General features: G+C 73.8%; 13 protein-coding genes. 7 read left to right on the forward strand and 6 right to left on the reverse strand.

Features of this window, described 5'->3' with window-relative positions; all coding sequences use genetic code 11:
- The first annotated feature begins 19 nt into the window (after positions 1-19).
- Complete coding sequence (locus C7C45_RS22845; protein WP_110565728.1) at positions 20-397, forward strand: VOC family protein; 378 nt, start codon at positions 20-22, stop codon at positions 395-397.
- Positions 398-570: 173 nt separating this feature from the next.
- Here C7C45_RS22845 and C7C45_RS22850 read toward each other — a convergent pair whose 3' ends face one another.
- On the reverse strand, positions 571-1,038 hold the full coding sequence (locus C7C45_RS22850; RefSeq protein ID WP_110565778.1) for a hypothetical protein: 468 nt from the start codon (positions 1,036-1,038) through the stop codon (positions 571-573).
- Between the two features lie 181 nt (positions 1,039-1,219).
- Here C7C45_RS22850 and C7C45_RS22855 point away from each other — a divergent pair, with 181 nt between their 5' ends.
- Positions 1,220-2,143, forward strand: coding sequence for a Vgb family protein (locus C7C45_RS22855; RefSeq protein WP_110565729.1), 924 nt, complete (start codon positions 1,220-1,222; stop codon positions 2,141-2,143).
- A gap of 102 nt (positions 2,144-2,245) precedes the next feature.
- Here the strand turns inward: C7C45_RS22855 and C7C45_RS22860 are convergent, their stop codons facing one another.
- Positions 2,246-3,181 carry a S66 peptidase family protein gene (locus C7C45_RS22860; RefSeq protein WP_110565730.1) on the reverse strand — a complete coding sequence of 312 codons (936 nt, stop codon included), beginning with the start codon at positions 3,179-3,181 and terminating at the stop codon, positions 2,246-2,248.
- A gap of 111 nt (positions 3,182-3,292) precedes the next feature.
- On the opposite strand from C7C45_RS22860, the gene C7C45_RS22865 reads away from it, so the two are divergent.
- The 5 genes from C7C45_RS22865 to mptB (C7C45_RS22885) all read left to right on the forward strand — a co-directional run bounded on the left by C7C45_RS22865 (position 3,293) and on the right by mptB (C7C45_RS22885) (position 11,738).
- The gene (locus C7C45_RS22865) at positions 3,293-4,060 is read left to right on the forward strand and encodes a type 1 glutamine amidotransferase (protein WP_110565731.1); all 768 of its coding nucleotides are present in this window, start codon (positions 3,293-3,295) and stop codon (positions 4,058-4,060) included.
- The gene (locus C7C45_RS22870; RefSeq protein WP_110565732.1) at positions 4,060-7,104 is read left to right on the forward strand and encodes a bifunctional [glutamine synthetase] adenylyltransferase/[glutamine synthetase]-adenylyl-L-tyrosine phosphorylase; all 3,045 of its coding nucleotides are present in this window, start codon (positions 4,060-4,062) and stop codon (positions 7,102-7,104) included. The genes C7C45_RS22865 and C7C45_RS22870 overlap by 1 nt, the downstream gene beginning before the upstream one ends.
- Positions 7,097-8,719, forward strand: a complete 1,623-nt coding sequence (locus tag C7C45_RS22875; RefSeq protein WP_110565733.1) for a hypothetical protein — start codon at positions 7,097-7,099, stop codon at positions 8,717-8,719. The genes C7C45_RS22870 and C7C45_RS22875 overlap by 8 nt, the downstream gene beginning before the upstream one ends.
- A gap of 71 nt (positions 8,720-8,790) precedes the next feature.
- Positions 8,791-10,191 carry a polyprenol phosphomannose-dependent alpha 1,6 mannosyltransferase MptB gene (mptB, locus tag C7C45_RS22880; protein ID WP_208641255.1) on the forward strand — a complete coding sequence of 467 codons (1,401 nt, stop codon included), beginning with the start codon at positions 8,791-8,793 and terminating at the stop codon, positions 10,189-10,191.
- Positions 10,192-10,205: 14 nt separating this feature from the next.
- A complete protein-coding gene (mptB, locus tag C7C45_RS22885) occupies positions 10,206-11,738 on the forward strand; it encodes a polyprenol phosphomannose-dependent alpha 1,6 mannosyltransferase MptB (protein WP_110565735.1) in 1,533 nt (510 codons plus the stop codon).
- A 267-nt stretch (positions 11,739-12,005) separates the two neighbouring features.
- Here the strand turns inward: mptB (C7C45_RS22885) and C7C45_RS22890 are convergent, their stop codons facing one another.
- The 4 genes from C7C45_RS22890 to C7C45_RS22905 form a co-directional block, all read right to left on the reverse strand.
- The gene (locus C7C45_RS22890; RefSeq protein WP_110565736.1) at positions 12,006-12,986 is read right to left on the reverse strand and encodes a hypothetical protein; all 981 of its coding nucleotides are present in this window, start codon (positions 12,984-12,986) and stop codon (positions 12,006-12,008) included.
- Positions 12,983-13,348 carry a PadR family transcriptional regulator gene (locus tag C7C45_RS22895; RefSeq protein ID WP_110565737.1) on the reverse strand — a complete coding sequence of 122 codons (366 nt, stop codon included), beginning with the start codon at positions 13,346-13,348 and terminating at the stop codon, positions 12,983-12,985. Before C7C45_RS22895 ends, C7C45_RS22890 begins: the two co-directional genes overlap by 4 nt.
- 131 nt (positions 13,349-13,479) lie before the next feature.
- Positions 13,480-13,647 (reverse strand): hypothetical protein, encoded by a 168-nt coding sequence (locus C7C45_RS35160; protein ID WP_244200502.1) that lies wholly within the window; start codon positions 13,645-13,647, stop codon positions 13,480-13,482.
- Positions 13,648-13,711: 64 nt separating this feature from the next.
- On the reverse strand, positions 13,712-14,590 hold the full coding sequence (locus C7C45_RS22905) for a helix-turn-helix transcriptional regulator (protein ID WP_110565738.1): 879 nt from the start codon (positions 14,588-14,590) through the stop codon (positions 13,712-13,714).
- Positions 14,591-14,749: the final 159 nt, after the last annotated feature.

A 14,749-nucleotide genomic window follows, 5' to 3' on the forward strand; every position in this document is an offset into this window, starting at 1 on the left:
GAAACTCTGGAGGCAGTACATGTCCACGACACCCATCACGTGGTTCGAGATCGGCACCGACCGGCCGGAGGAGGCGGAGCGCTTCTACGGGGAGCTGTTCGGCTGGACCTTCGAGGAGCAGGGCTCGGCCAACGGCGGGTCCTACCGGGTGACCGGGGCCGGTGGCGATGCCGGGATCGGTGGGGCGATCCGGGCGACCGACGGGACGTCGCCGAACTACGCGGTGTTCTACGCCGAGGTCGTCGACGTGGCGGAGACCTGCCGGCAGGCCGAGGCGGCCGGCGGACGGGTGCTCGCGCCGGCGCGTACGGCACCGAGCGGGCTCACGTTGGCCCACCTGCTCGACCCGGCCGGCAATCACCTGGGCGTGTTCGCGCCCCCGCCCAAGCAGGACTGACCCTCCCGCGCCGGGTTGGTGGCCTGAGCCGGGCTGACCGGCGCGCCTTGGGGCGGTGATCGACTCCAGATCAGCGATGTGGCGGTATCCGAGTGCCCGGATGCCGCCACATCGCCGAAGTTGAGTGGAGCAAGCCGGGCGAGCCCGGCCCCGGGGGAGGCGGACTCGTGGAGTTACTTGCTGGGCGTGCCTGCGGGATCGCCGTGACCGCCCGGCCAGCGGTGGCCGCGGTGACCGCCGGAGCCGGGGAAGACGCCGGCCTCGACGGCCTTGGTGATCGCGTCGGCCTGTTCCTGGGTGAGCTTGCCGTCCTTGACCGCCTGGTCCAGCCGCTCCTTGAGCGCGGCCTGCCGGTCCTCGCCGGACGGCCGCTGCGGACGGTCGGCTCGGTGCTGGTCGCGGATCTTCTCCAGCGCGGCGGTCACCTTGTCGGCCGGGACGCCCAACTCCTTGGCGAGCGCGTCGGCGAGCTCACCCTGCCGGTCGGCCTTCGCTCCCGCTCCCGGGGCGGCGCTGGCGCTCGGTGTCGGCGCGGGGGTGTCCGCAGCGAATGCGATCGTCGGGGCCGCGATCCCGGCGCCGAGGACGCCGGCGGTGGCCAGGCCGGCCAGCAGGTGCTTCCTACGGATGGTGCGGGACATGCTGTCCTCCAGATTCTCGGTCATCGTGCGATGTCGTTACCAACGGTGACGAGGGAGTCTGGGTGCGACCCGTGGCGAACCTGTCAGCGGGCTGGCAATTGAGGCGCGGGCGGTGAAACGAGTTGCGTGGAAAAGGACAGGCGGTCAGGGTTGGTGATCCACCGGCGAAAGGACGCAGCTTGTGACGACCGTTGAGATTCGGGAGATTCCGCTGGCCGGGCCGGCCGCAGGCCCGTACGGCATCACGGCCGGCCCGGACGGCGCGTTGTGGCTGACGCTTGTCCACGCCGGTGAGATCGCCCGCCTGGGGGCTGACGGCGCGGTCCGCACCTACCCGCTGGATCCGGCCGGTGGCCGCCCACTGATCATCACCACGGGGCCGGACGACGCCCTCTGGTTCACTCGCTCCGGGGACGACCGGATCGGCCGGATCACCGTCGATGGCGAGCAGCGCACGATCGCCCTGCCGGCCGGCGCCGGGCCGGGTGGCATCGCCGCCGGCCCCGATGGCGCACTCTGGTACGCCGGGATGACCTCCGACACGATCGGCCGGGTGGACACCGACGGCACGGTCACCGCGTTCCCGCTGCCGGTGACCGGCGGGTTCGCCTCGATGATCACTACCGGTGCGGATGATGCCCTCTGGTTCACCCTCAACCAGGCGAACGCGATCGGCCGGATCGACCTGGACGGCGGGGTGACCCTGCACCCGTTGCCCACCGAGAACGCCGGCCCGGTCGGCCTCACCCTCGGCGGCGACGGTGCCATCTGGTTCGTGGAACTCGCAGCCGGTCAGCTCGGTCGGGTCGACCCCGATGGCGGGATCACCGAGTTTGCGCTGCCGAACCGGTCGGCCCGTCCGCACGCGATCGTGGCGGATCCGGCCGGCGGCGTCTGGTTCACCGAGTGGGGTGCGAACCGGATCGGTCACATCGATCCCACCGGACGGATCGACGGCTACGACCTGCCCACCCCGGACGCCGAACCGCACGGCATCACTCTCACCCCCGACGGCGTCTGGGCCGCCCTGGAGATCGGCGCGGTAGCCCACCTGACCCCAACCCCACCCACCGCCCCACCCCCCGCCCCACCCACCCCCCTCTGACCCGGTTGATCAAGAGGTTCGCGTCAGGAACCGGCCCGGAAATGACGCAAACCTCTTGATCACCGGGGTGGGGGGCAGGGCGGGTGGGGTGGGGCGCGGGGGTTAGTGGACTGCTGGTTGCACTGTCAGGTTGTTGGTGTTGACGTCGAGGGTCGCTCTGGTGCCGAGGGGGACGGTCAACTGGCCGGGGCCGTGACCGATGGGGAGACCGCCGAGCACCGGTACGCCCAGGTCGCCGAGGCGTTCGGTGAGCACGTCGACGATCGTGGTGTCCCAGCCGTCCCCGCAGTCGGTGAACTGCCCGACCGCCACCCCGGCCAGCCCGTCCAGCGCGCCGGCCCGGCGCAGGTGGGTGAGCATCCGGTCGACCTTGTACGGGGGCTCCTGCACATCCTCGATCAACAGCACCGCACCGGTCAGGTCGGGCAGGTCCGGTGTGCCGATCGACGCGGCGATCAGGCACAGGTTGCCGCCGAGCAGGGTGCCGGTTGCACGGCCCGGGACGCGTACGTCGAAGGTGTCCTCGGTGGGCACCGCGGTGATCGACACCGGCTCGGTCGTCATGAGCGCGGCGTGCAGGGACTCGGCGGAGCGCAGCGGGGTCCGCTCGTCCCGCCAGGCCGCCCCCGGGCCGTGCACAGCGGCCAGCCGGGCACCCCGCCAGAGCGCGAACTGCAGCGCGGTGATGTCCGAGAAGCCGGCCACCACCTTCGGGTCGCGGCGGACGGCGGCCATGTCGATGGCGTCCACGATCCGCTGGGCGCCGTACCCGCCCCGGGTGCAGATCACCCCACGTACCTGCGGGTCGGCGAAGGCCGCGTTCAGGTCGGCGGCGCGCAGGTCGTCGGTGCCGGCGAGGTAGCCGTGGCGGGCGTACACGTTCGGTGCCGGCACCGGCCGCAGACCCCAACCGATGAGCAGTTCCATGCCCCGGGCCACCCGCTCCGGCGAGGTCGGCCCGGACGGTGACACCAGGAGGACCGTGTCACCTGGTCGCAGTACGGGCGGGCGGACGACGGCGGTGTCCTCGCTGATCACAACCGCAGAGCCTAACGACCCGGCCGGATCCGGGGCCGGCACCCGGCGAGCGGCCCCACCGGCGGGACGGCGGGGCGTGGCACCAGGCGGTGCACCGGCTAGCCTCGACGGGTGGCAACCGCGCTGGTGATCGAGAACGACCCGACGAACGACGCGCGTCGGCTGGGCGAGTGGCTGACCGAGGCTGGGCTGGAACTGTGGGTGGTTCGCCCGCACGCCGGCGACGAGCTCCCCGCCGACCTGGAGGGGTACGCGGCGCTGGTGGTGCTCGGCGGCGAGCAACAGGCGTACCCGCTGCCGGACGGCTCGCCCGGCGCACCCTGGTTTCCCGCCGTGGAAGGCCTGCTGCGCAAGGCGGTCCGGTACCGGGTGCCCACCCTGGCCGTCTGCCTGGGCGCGCAACTGCTCGCCACCGCGCACGCCGGGCTGGTCGAGCGGAGCCCGTCCGGGCCGGAGATCGGCCCCGGCGTGGTCGGCCGGCGCGACGCCGCCGAGGGCGACCCGCTGTTCCGGTACGTGCCGTTGATCCCGGACGTCCTCCAGTGGCACTCCGACGAGATCACCGAGCTGCCCCGGGGCGCCACCCTGTTGGCCGCGTCCACCCGTTACCCGCACCAGGCGTTCCGGCTCGGCGACCGGGCGTGGGGGTTGCAGTTCCACATCGAGTGCGACACCGCGATGATCGCCGACTGGGCCGCCGACTCGACCCAACTCGCCGAGCTGGGCTACGACCCGGAGCTGGTGGTCGCGGCCTGCTCGTCGGTGCTGGCCGACGTCGAGGAGGTGTGGCAGCCGTTCGCCGCCCGCTTCGCCGCGCTGGCCCTCGGCGAGTTGGACGACAGCACGACGCGACGCGGCCTGCCGCTGCTCGGGCACTGATGAGCCGGCCGACCAGGGCACCGGGCCGGCTCGCCCGGTACGGGTTCGGCACCGCCGAAGGCGACGGCGGCGCGCGCGCCGCGGACCTGCTCGGCCCGGACGGGCTGCGCCTGTGGCAGCCGGTCGAGCAGGAGCCGGTCGACGAGGTGGCCGCGGAACTGCTCGCCGCGCTGTCCCGGGCCGCCGACCCGGACCTGGCGCTGCGTCAGCTGCACCGCATCGTCGAGGCGGAACGTCGTGCCGACGGCAGCGCCGAACGTCGCGCCGACGGCGTCACCGCCGGGCCACGGCTGTTGACGGAGCTGCACACCGATCCCGGGCTGCGGCGGCGGCTGATCGCGGTGCTCGGTGCGTCGTCGGCGCTCGGCGATCATCTGGTGGCCCATCCCGAGCACTGCGCGGCGCTGCGAACCGCGCCGGACGGGCTCGCCCCGACCGCCGAGGGGCGGCTGGAGCCGACCGACGGTGGCAACCCGGTGGCGGCGCTGCGGACCGCGTACCGGTTGGCGCTGCTGCGGATCGCGGCGGCCGACCTGACCGGCGGACGCGGCCTGGAGCAGACCATGGCCGCGCTGTCCGCGCTGGCCGACGCGACGCTGGCCGCGGCGTACGAGATCGCCGTCGCCGAGCTGGCGGAGGGCACCGGGCGGCCCCGGCTCGCGGTGGTGGCGATGGGCAAGTGCGGCGGCGGCGAGCTGAACTACGTCTCGGACGTGGACGTCATCTTCGTGGCCGCCGAGGACTCCGACCTGTCCGCCGCGACCCTGGTGGCGACCCGGCTGATCCACATCTGTGGGCTGGTCGCCTGGCCGGTGGACGCCGCGCTGCGCCCCGAGGGCAACCGCGGCCCACTGGTGCGGACCCTCGCCAGTCACCTGGCCTACTACCGCCGGTGGGCGCGCACCTGGGAGTTCCAGGCGCTGCTCAAGGCCCGCCCGGCCGCCGGGGACCTGCCCCTGGCCCAGGAGTGGATCGACCAGCTCGCGCCGCTGGTGTGGCGGGCGGCCGAACGACCCGAGGCGGTCGAGGACGTCCGTGCCATGCGACGCCGGATCATCGACAACATCCCGCCGAAGGAGCTGGACCGCGAGATCAAGCGTGGCCCCGGCGGGTTGCGCGACATCGAGTTCGCCGTCCAACTGCTGCAACTCGTACACGGCCGCGGTGACGAGCTGTTGCGCGCACCCGGCACCATCCCGGCCCTGCGGGCGCTCGTCGCCGGTGGCTACGTCGGTCGGGCCGACGGCGAGGCCCTGCTGCGCGGCTACCGGTTCCTGCGCAGCGTCGAGCACCGGCTCCAACTGCAGGGCCTGCGCCGTACGCACACCGTGCCCGCCGAGCCGGGCGCGCTGCGCTGGCTCGCCGCCGCGCTGGGCTTCACGGCCGCGCCGGGGCGCAGCGCCGTGGAGAGCTTCCGGGCCGAGTGGGTCACCCACGCCACCGAGGTACGCCGGCTGCACGCCAAACTGCTCTACCGGCCGCTGCTGGAGTCGGTCGCCCGGGTGCCGGCCGACGGGCTGCGGCTCACCCCGGAGGCGGCCCGGCACCGGCTGGAGATCCTCGGCTTCGCCGACCCGGCCGGGGCGCTGCGCCACCTGCAGGCGCTCACCGGCGGGGTGAGTCGTACGGCGGCCATCCAGCGGACGCTGCTGCCGGTGCTGCTCAGCGAGTTCGCCGACGCGCCGGAGCCGGACCGGGGGCTGCTCAACTACCGGAAGGTCTCCGACAAGCTGGGCAGCACCCCCTGGTATCTGCGGCTGTTGCGCGACGGTGGCCCGGTCGCCCGTCGACTGGCCCGGGTCCTCGCCCTGTCCCGGTACGTCGCCGACCTGCTCGCCCGCGACCCGGAGGCGCTGCGGCTGCTGGCCGAGGAGAACGAGCTGGCGCCGCGTTCCAGCGAGGTGCTCCGCGAGGGGTTCCTCGCGGCGGCGGCCCGGCACACCGACCCGGTCGAGGCCACTCGCGCGGTGCGCGCGCTTCGGCGTCGGGAGCTGGTCCGGGTGGCCTGCGCCGACCTGCTCTGCCGGGCGGGCGCGCTGGCACCAAGCCCGACCCGGCCGGACGGCGCGAACCGGCCCGCCCCGGGGCTGGCCGACGTCACCGACGTCGGTACGGCGCTCGCCGACGTCACCGATGCCACCCTGGCCGCCGCGCTGCGCGCCGCCCAGGCCAGTCAGCCGGCTCCGGAAGGGCTGCGGTTCGCGGTGATCGGGATGGGCCGGCTCGGCGGGTACGAGTCGAACTACCTCTCCGACGCCGACGTGCTCTTCGTCTACGACCCGCCCGCCGGGGCCAACGAGAGCGCCGCCAGCGCCGCCGCGCACGCGATCGCCGAGGAGCTGCGCCGACTGCTCGGCGTGCCCGCCCCCGATCCGCCGCTGGGCGTCGACGCCGACCTGCGCCCGGAGGGCCGGCAGGGTCCACTGGTTCGCAGCCTCGCCGCGTACGCGGCGTACTACGCCCGCTGGTCGCGGGTGTGGGAGGCGCAGGCACTGCTGCGCGCCCGATTCGTCTGCGGCGACGCCGACCTGGGCGCCGAGTTCGAGGCGATGATCGACCCGGTGCGGTACCCGGCCGACGGGCTGACTCGCGAGCAGGTCGTCGAGATCCGCCGGATCAAGGCCCGGGTGGAGACCGAGCGACTGCCGCGCGGTGCCGACCCAGCCACCCACACCAAGCTGGGTCGCGGTGCGCTCGCCGACGTGGAATGGGCGGTGCAACTCGTCCAGCTCCGGCACGCCGGCGCGAATCCGGCGCTGCGCGGCACGCGTACCCTCGATGCTCTCGCGGCCGCCGAGCGGGCCGGCCTGATCGACCCGACGGACGCCGCGGAGATGGCCGCTGGCTGGTCCCTGGCCGCGCAGGTCCGCAACGCGTTGATGCTGGTGCGGGGCCGGGCCGGCGACCAACTGCCCCGGCACGGGGTGGAGTTGGCCGGCGTGGTCCGGCTGCTCGGCCGCGACGACCCGGGGGAGTTCCTCGACGAGTACCTGCGCACCGGCCGCCGCTCGCGCGCCGCGACGGAACGCGTCCTCAATGCCTGACGCGTCGACCCGCCCGGCCACGCGGTCGCCGCAGGTGGTCTGGGCGGTGGCCACCGGCGTCGCGGTGGTGCTCGCCGTCGCGTTCCTGCTCGCGCCGCCGATGGGCACCGACCTAGCGGCCCAGGTGGCCCGCGCCGAGTTCGCCGACCGCTACGGTGCAACGCCGATCGACCTCGGCTGGTACGGCGGCGTCAACCAGTACGGCTACAGCCTCTTCACCGCCAGTTTGGGCGCACTGATCGGGGTGCGTCCGCTGGGGGCCATCGCCGCTGTGCTCGGCGCGGCGGCGCTGGGTTGGCTGTTCACCCGGAACCGGGCGCGTCGGCCGCTGCTGGCCGGTGTCCTCGGCGCCGTGGTGCTGGTCGGCAACCTGGCGAGCGGCCGGATCACCTTCGCCGTCGGGCTGACGTTCGGGCTGCTGGCGCTCTGCGCGGTCAGCGCCGAACGCCCCCCGCGTCCGGTCCGGCTGGCGCTCGCCGCCGGCTGCGCCGCCCTGGCGACGGCGGCGAGCCCGGTCGCCGGCCTGTTCACCGGGCTGGCCGGCGCGACGTTGCTGCTGGTCGCCCTGCGTCGCGGTGACGGGCCGGGCCGTCACCTGCCGGGTGGCTGGCGGGTGGAGCGACCACTGGCCGAGGGGGTCGTCCTGGCCGTGGCACCCGCTGTCACGTTGGCGCCGATCGCGTTGTTCTTCGGCAACGGAGGCACCCAGCCGTACTCCGCCGAGTCGATGCGGATCAACGTCGCGCTCGCCGTGCTGGTGGCGGTCGTGCTGCCGCGTCGCCGCCGGGTGCTGCGCGTCGGCGCGGTGCTCACCGTGCTGCTCCTGGTCGGGGCCTACTACGTGCCCAGCCCGATCGGTTCCAACGCGCTGCGCCTGCCGCTGCTCTTCGCGCTGCCCGTGCTGGCCGGGTACGCCCCGCTGCCCGGGCCGTGGCTGGCCGGGCTGCTCGCCGCGACCGTGTGGTGGCAGTCCCCGGTGATGACGAGCGACGTCACCAGGGCCGGCGCCGCGGAGAGCGCCGCGGAGTTCCACCAACCGCTCGTCGCGGAACTCCAGCGGCGGCAACCGGTCGGGCGGGTCGAGGTGGTGCCGCTGCGGGACCACTGGGAGTCCGCGTACCTGCCGCCGACCGTGCCACTCGCCCGCGGCTGGGAACGCCAGGTCGACACCGACCGCAACGCGCTGTTCTACGACGGCACCCTGAACGCCCAGACCTACGAGCAGTGGCTCCGCGACGAGGCGGTCACCTACGTGGCGCTCGCCCCCGACGCCCCCGCCGACCGGTGGGGCCGCGACGAGGCCGCCCTGATCCGCGCCGGGCTGCCGTACCTGCGGGAGGTCTGGAGTGATCCGACCTGGCGCATGTACGCGGTGGTCGACCCGACGCCGCTGGTCGGGGCCCCGGGCCGGTTCGTCGCCGCCGACCGCGCCTCGATCCGGCTGACCGCGACGCCCGGTGACGTGCCGGTCCGGGTGCGGTGGTCGCGCTGGCTGTCGCTGAGTGGCCCGGACGGCTGCGTGCGACCCGGCGCGGACGGGTGGACCGAGGTGCGAGTCCGCGCCGCCGGTGACTACTCGATCTCGAGCGGCCTCGTACCCGGGAAGCACTGCTGACCGTTCGAAGGTACGCACCGACCCGGTGCCTGCCGTCGGCCGCCGACCAACCGGCTGGCAGCATGTCGGGCGTGCCTTCCCACCTCGCGCGCTGGACCGGCCTGGCCGGATCGATGCTGCTCGCGCTGTCCGCCTTCCTCGGGGGCGCGTTTCCGAGTGGCCCCCTGCGCAGCACCCCGGTCAGCGTCTGGCAGGGCCCCAACGGCCCGCTGATCCTGGCCGCCTGGGCGGTCGGCACCGGTCTGCTGGCGTACGCCTGGTGGGCACTGCGCGACGGCGGTCCGTCGACGCGGTGGGCGCTGGTCACCGTGGGGCTCTGGCTGCTGCCGCTGCTCGTCGCACCGCCCTTCGGCAGCCGGGACGTCTACGCGTACGCCTGCCAGGGCGCCAGCTTCGCCGGCGGCATCAGCCCGTACGAGCACGGCGTCTCCGCGCTGCCCTGTCCCTGGCTGGACACCGTCTCCGTGATCTGGCGGGACACCCCGGCACCGTACGGACCGCTCTTCGTGCTCGTCGCGGGCGCCGTGGTCAAGGTCGCCGGCTCGCTCAACGCCAGCATCGTGCTGTTCCGGGCGCTGTCGCTGCTCGGAGTCGTGTTGACCGCGTGGGCGCTGCCGGTGCTGGCGCGTCGGGCCGGAGTGCCGGCCCAGCGGGCGGTGTGGCTGGCGCTGGGCTGCCCACTGGTCGCGGCGCACCTGATCGGCGGTCCCCACAACGACGTGCTGATGCTCGCCGCGCTCGTCGGTGGGTTGGCCGTGGTGGCATCACACCCGGGTCGACGCGGAATGCTGCTGGTCGGCGGGGTGCTGCTCGGCGTCGCGCTGGCGATCAAGGTGACCGCCGTGGTGGTGGTTCCGTTCGCCGCGCTGGCGGCCACCGCGGGGCCGTACCGGATCCGAACGCTGATCCGCGACGGCGGCTGGGTGGTCGGCGGTGCCGTCGCCGCCGTGGTGGGCGTGACCGTCGCCGGTGGGCTGGACTTCGGCTGGGTCGGCGGGCTGTCCCAGGGCGGCGCCGCCATCGCCTGGACCTCCCCGCCGACCGCCGTCGGACAGACGATCGGGTACGTCGCGGTGCCGTTCGGCGGTCACATCGACGCGCTGCCGGTGACCCGCGGGATCGCCGTGGTGCTCCTGGCCGTGCTGCTCGTCTGGCTCTGGTGGCGGGCCCGCACCCGCGACCCGCTGTACCACGCCGGTCTCGCGCTCGCCCTCACCGTCGGGCTCTCTCCCGTCGTGCACCCCTGGTACTGGACCTGGCCGTTGTTCGTGCTGGCGGCCACCGCCCGGCAGACCCGCTGGTTCACCGTGGTCGCCCTGGTCGCGTCGTTCCTGATCCTGCCCGACGGCACCGGCCTGCCCCGGTACACCAAGACGGTCGGGGCCCCGCTGATGACGCTGTTGGTGATCGTGCTGGTCATCCGGTTGGTACGGTCGGCTCGGGCGGCCCGTCAGCCGGTCGCCGCCGACTGAGGGAAGGTGCGCCGGTGACCGCTCCCGGTGCGCCGCCGGCTGGTTCGCGGTCGGCTCGCTCTGCCCGGTACGCGGGACTGGTCGGCGCGAGCCTGCTCGCCGTCGCCGGGTACCTCGGTGGGGCGTTGCCCGACGCCCCGCTGGGCGCGACACCGGTGTCGATCTGGCGAGCCCCGAGCGGCCCGGCGACGCTGACCTGCTGGCTGGCCGGCACCGCGCTGCTGGTCGGGGCGTGGTGGTCGATGCGGGCGGGTGCCACGTCGACCCGGTGGGTGTACGCCACCGCCGGACTGTGGGCGCTGCCGCTGCTGGTCGCGCCGCCGCTGGGCAGCCGGGACGTCTACTCGTACGCCTGCCAGGGCTGGACGTACGCGCACGGCGTCGACCCGTACGCCGTGCCGGTGGTGGCGGCGGGCTGCCCGTGGTCGGACACGGTGGCACCGATCTGGCGGGACACCCCGGCACCGTACGGGCCGGTGTTCGTGCTGCTCGCGGCGCTCGCGGTCAGCCTCGGCGGCGGGCTCACCGGCGCGGTCGTGCTGCTGCGCGTGATCGCCGTGGCAGGGCTGCTGCTGGCCGCGTTCTGCCTCCCCGGGTTGGCACGGGCGGCCGGGGTGCCGACCCGGCGGGCGGCCTGGCTGGCGCTGGCCGGCCCACTGGTCGGAGTGCACCTGGTGGCCGGGGCGCACAACGACGCGGTGATGCTGGGCCTGCTGCTGGGTGGGCTGTTGATCGTGGTCCGCCGACCGGGTCGACCGCCGGCGTTGCTGCTCGCCGGGGTACTGCTCGGGCTGGCGGTGACGGTGAAGGCCAGCGCCGTGGTGGTGGTGCCGTTCGCCGCGCTGGCTGCCGTGCACGGCCGCCACACCGTACGGGCGTTGCTGCGCGACGGCGGCTGGTTGGCCGGCGGGCTGCTCGCCGCACTGCTGGTCACCTCGGCGCTGTCCGGCCTCGGGTTCGGCTGGGTCGGCGGGCTGACCCACAGCGGTGACTCGGAGCAGTGGACGTCGCCACCCACCGCCGTCGGCCTGGTCGTGGACTACGCGGGCGCGCTGGCCGGCCGGGACCCGCACGCGGTGCCGGTGGCCCGGACGGTCGCCCTGCTGCTGCTCGCCGGGGTGCTGGTGGTGCTCTGGTGGCGGGCCTGGCAGACACTGCGCGGGTTGAACGACGACCGGCTGCGGGTGGCAGGGGTCGAGGCGGCACGGGTGGCCTGGACGGCGCGGCCCCGGGCGGCGGGCGTGACGCAGCCCTGGGTGGCACTGCACGGCGCGGCGTTGGCGTTGGTCGCCACGGTCGTCCTGTCCCCGGTCTTTCACCCCTGGTACGCGACCTGGCCCCTGGCGCTGCTCGCGCTGGCCGCTTCGAGGACGACGTGGTTCGTGCTGCTGGCAGCGGCGGCGGCCTTCCTCGCCCTGCCCGACGGCACCAACCTGGCCCGTCTCACGAAGGCCCCCGGCGCGGTGGCGATGACCGCCCTGCTCCTGCTCGTGCTCGCGTTCGTGCTGCGTCGCCGCACGCCTCCGGGTCCAACTCGCCGATCATGACCCAGGTGGGCGGCAAACCGGGCGAAACGTCGAGGCAGTCCCGTGATCGTCAAGCTTGCGCGGTCAAGATCGTGCTCGAACATGGATGTAGTGGCATCCTGCGCGCTCGACACCACTACATCCGGGATGGAGCACGATCTTGGGGTGGGGCACCGTGGCGGGCGCGGCGGGGTGCCGCGCAGTGCGGGGTGCCGCGCAGTGCGGGGCGCAGCGGAGTGCGCCGCACCGTGCTGAGCGGGGGCGGCTCCGTTGGTCAGAGGGGTGTGGTCAGGCCCGCGTGCCGCAGGTGGGGCAGGGTTGGCCGGGGTGCCGGGTGGTGGGGTTTCGGCGGGCGCGGACGAGGATGGCCAGGAGCAGTACGGCGGGACCGGCGAGTGCGACGGCGACAGCGCTCCCGGCCAGCTGCGTGAAGGTGACGGCGTTGTATATCCAGCCGGTGCCGCCGGCAAGGGCGGGCACGGCGAGGAAGCCGGCAGGGGTGAGCAGTGTGACGAGCGCCCAGCCGCCACGGGCGTCCCCGCCGATTGCCAGGCCGGTGGCCAGCAGGGCCCCGACGACCAGCAGCAGTCCGCCGGCGGTGGGCAGGAAAGCCGACGTGGGACCGCAGTAGCAGTCAATGTGGTCCAACCCCAGCAGGAACTCTGCCGCCGCCAGCGCCAACAGCACGGACAGCAGCGGCGCGAGGCGGATCGCCCGCGATGGCCGGTCGGGCAGGGCGAGCCCCAGCAGGCCCAGGACCACCTGCGGCAGCAGCACGAACAGCGGCGGTCGAGGTGCGTCGAGCGCCACGGCCATCGGCGGCAGCGCCAGCGTGAGCAGGAGCGCGAGGGTGATTGCCCACCGGGCGACCCGGATCGGCGCGACGGCGATCACCGCCGCCGTCAGCAGCCATGCCGCCCACGCGACGACACCGAGCGAGACGAACGGGCCGAGGTGGGGGACGCCCCACTCCACGGGCGGTGGATGCAGCTCGGCCACGCTCCAGACGCCGGCGAGGACGCTCGCGGTGACCAGGGCCAGGAGCGCCGCGAGGCGTACCCCGGGAATCAGGTCGGTGACACCCGCGGCCCGCAGCCGCTGGCGGAGGCCGCCGCGCAGCAGGTCCGCGGCGTCCGCCGGCGAGGGCCAGCGCCGGTCCGGGTCAGCGAGATCGAGGTACGTCCCGACGATCTCGGCGCCGCGGGCACGGCGGTAGTCGGCGGGGTACGCGTGCAGCAGTCGCAGGTAGCGGCGTTCCAGGTCGTTCATGCCAGCCCTCCGGCCGTGCGCGGGGTGATCGGGCGAGCGGCGCGGGTGCGCGCGGACAGGCGGCTGGTGGCGGCTTCGACGTTGCGTCGCAGCCGCTCGGTCTCGGCGCTCAGGGTGGCCTCGCCGCCGGGGGAGAGGCGGTAGTAGCGGCGCAGCCGGCCGTCCACCACCTCCTCGCCGTCGACCTCGACGAGGCCGGCGTCGACCAGCCGGTCGAGCGCCCCGTAGAGCGTCCCGGGGCGCAGCGACACTCGGTTGCCGGAGAGGGCGGCGACCTCGCCGATCAGCCCGTAGCCGTGCATCGGCCCGGTGGCGAGCGCGGTGAGGATCAGGAAGGTGGGTTCGCGCAGCGGTGTGTCCACCGCAGCAATATATCGGATACGAAGGTATGTCGGGGGGCGTTATAAAGCGGGCCGGGCCGGCTCCGCGAATCGCGGAGCCCGCCCGGCCGGTGGATCGAGTGACTGTTCAGCAGTCGTAATACATGGCGAACTCACCGCGCATGGTGGCTGACCTGGGGGAGTGGCTTCGATAAAACCGCTGAGCAGGCCGTGGGTCTTATATCAACTTCCATCGTTGGCACACTCCAGCCGAGGTCGTCGCCGGGCGCGGCGATGTAGCCGTCCAGGCTCAGGTTCATGCCGAAGGTCAGTTTTCGCATGGTGTCAGCCTCCCGTGAGTCGGTACTCGGCGTACAGACCAGCACGGCGCGGAAGAATCATCGGTCAGGCCACACCGACGGCCGGTTCACCACCACGCCAAGACCCCGTAGGGTCGGAGGCGGCGAGGTCGAGGAGCGTCATCTTGTCGTGGTCCGGGCTGCCGGGCGGCGCCATGTAGATGACGAGGCGCTGGCCTTGTGCGCGGTTGAGGGACAGCCCTTCGTGCGAGAGCGTCATCGTGCCGACCTCCGGGTGTCGGAGCGTCTTCTCGCCGTCGCCGATCGTGTGCACCTCGTACCGCTCCCAGAGCCGATTGAAGTCGGGGCTCTTGACGATTAGCTCACCTACGAGTGCGGCGAGATCCGGGGCATCCGGATCGGTGCCGGCGATCGCCCGCAACTGGGCGACGCACCCCTTGGCCTTCTGTTCCCAGTCCGCCCACAGCTCGCGGGCAGCTGGGTGCAGGAAGGTGTACCGGACGGTGTTCCGCTGCCGCTCCGGCCAGTCGGCGATGCCGTGGAGCAGCCGCAGCCCGCCGGGATTGGCCGCCAGCAGGTCGTTGGTGCGGCTTACGACGTACGCCGGGTTGGGCCGGAGCGTCTCCAGAAGCTGCGTGACGGTCGGACGGACCCGCCGTGACGGCAGGGGACGGGGCTCGGGCGCACGACGCGCCGCCCGCGCCGCCAGCTCGTGCAGGAAGCCGCTCTCCTCCTGGTTGAGGCGGAGCGCGTCGGCCAGCGCCTCGACCACGGAGGGGCTCGGACGGGTCTCCTTGCCGCGTTCCAGACGTATGTAGTAGTCGATGCTCACACCGGCCAGCGCCGCCACCTCCTCCCGGCGCAGACCCGGCGTACGACGCGTGCCGGTTCCGGCGGGCATTCCGACGTCTGCCGGGCGTACGTCGCCACGGCGCGCCCGCAGGAACTTCCCGAACTCAGTCATATCGTCATTCTGCCAGCGTGTGATCAGGGGGCCAGCCCGGAGCCTGGCCCTGTCACACCCACCTGTGGCGCACCCCGGAAGATCACGGTCTGCCTCGCCCTCGCGAGCCTCACCAGTCTGGACGGATGACCACTCTTGAACCAGCCCGCCCGTCACAGG

The sequence above is a fragment of the Micromonospora arborensis genome (assembly GCF_003205615.1).
Taxonomy (GTDB): Bacteria; Actinomycetota; Actinomycetes; order Mycobacteriales; family Micromonosporaceae; genus Micromonospora; species Micromonospora arborensis.